Origin of the sequence: Aminobacter sp. J44 (assembly GCF_007829415.1) — a bacterium.
In the GTDB taxonomy this organism is placed as follows: domain Bacteria; phylum Pseudomonadota; class Alphaproteobacteria; order Rhizobiales; family Rhizobiaceae; genus Aerobium.
The window spans coordinates 1-1,204 of the sequence record NZ_VLJG01000086.1 but is presented as its reverse complement, the minus strand read 5'-3'; the positions used below and the strand labels follow the sequence as shown (position 1 = coordinate 1,204).

The window sequence follows — 1,204 nt, the reverse complement described above, 5'->3', positions numbered from 1 at the left end:
CCGCCGCGAAGCCTTCGGCCTCGACCTGCTCGGCCTCTTCCAGACCTAGCAGCAGCTGCTCGACGGGCAGGCTCTCTGCCCTGCGGCCGAAGCGGTGACGCTGCAGCTCCTTGATGATCTGGCGCAGCCGCTCGTTCTCGGCGCGCTCCGCGGCAAGCATCGCCTGAAGCGCGATCGGATCGTTGTTCAAAGGGTCGGCCGGATTGCTCACAAAGCCGATTCAATCATGCATTCCAATGCTTTGCCAGCGTTTTCGACGTCGACGGAATCAACTTGCCGCGACCGGCGCGCGCGTCTCGCGGGCATCATGCACGCGCCGCCAGTCCAGCCCTTCCAGGAGCGCCTGCAACTGCGCCGCCGTCAGCCTGACCACGCCATCGGTGATGGCAGGCCAGCAGAACTTCCCGTCTTCCAGACGCTTCGCCAGCAAACACACGCCGGTGCCGTCGAAGTAGACGAGTTTGACCCGGTCGGCGCGCTTGGCCCTGAAGACGTAGATCGCGCCACAGAACGGATCGGCGCCCATCGTCTCGCGTACCAGCGCAGCCAATCCCTCGGCCCCCTTGCGGAAGTCCACCGGCCTGGTCGCCACCATGACGCGCACGGCACCAGTCGGGCCGATCACGACGTGACCTTCAATGCGCGGATTACCGCAGCGATCGTGGCAGACGATGCGCCGTCACCAATCCGCACCGTGACGCCTGAGGCCTCAACCTCGATCGACGCTGTTCGTCGTCGCGGCGCTCGACGCTTCGCGCGCGGCTTCTGTCCCTTCTCCGCCAGAGGTTCGGGCGCGACCAAAACCGCCGGCACGAACGCGGGCGGCGCCTCAGCCTCCATTCGCTTGCGCGCCTCGCGCCGCCAGGTGAACAGCTGTTGCGGTGTCAGGCCGTGTCGGCGTGCCACGGCACAGACCGTCTCGGCCGCCTCGTAGCTCTCCGCAACAATCCGGGCTTTTTCCTCCGGCGGCCACTCGCGCCGGCGACCCGAACCAGTGAATATCTCCAGCCGGCGGACCGGCTCATCATCCCTGGGCTTAAGCGTAAACTCTGAAATCGGCATATGTCGAAGCCCTCAAAGGCTTCGAACATCGTCCTTCACGCCCCAGCGCGAAAGGTGGAGCCGGGACATCGCTTACGTCTCGATGACGGCTTGGTCCTCAACGGCGTGCGTGTCCTGGTGGTGGAGGACGACGGACTCCTGC

At 65.6% G+C, this 1,204-nt stretch carries 3 protein-coding genes; all 3 read right to left on the bottom strand.

The window, feature by feature from the left end:
- The coding region (locus L610_RS19470) for a transposase (protein ID WP_371713075.1) at positions 1 to 160 on the bottom strand (160 nt) is incomplete at its 3' end.
- 108 nt (positions 161 to 268) lie between these two features.
- The gene (gene tnpB, locus L610_RS19465; protein ID WP_371713074.1) at positions 269 to 595 is read right to left on the bottom strand and encodes an IS66 family insertion sequence element accessory protein TnpB; all 327 of its coding nucleotides are present in this window, start codon (positions 593 to 595) and stop codon (positions 269 to 271) included.
- Between the two features lie 26 nt (positions 596 to 621).
- Positions 622 to 1,062, bottom strand: a complete 441-nt coding sequence (locus L610_RS19460) for a transposase (protein ID WP_144707006.1) — start codon at positions 1,060 to 1,062, stop codon at positions 622 to 624.
- Between the last annotated feature and the right edge of the window lie 142 nt (positions 1,063 to 1,204).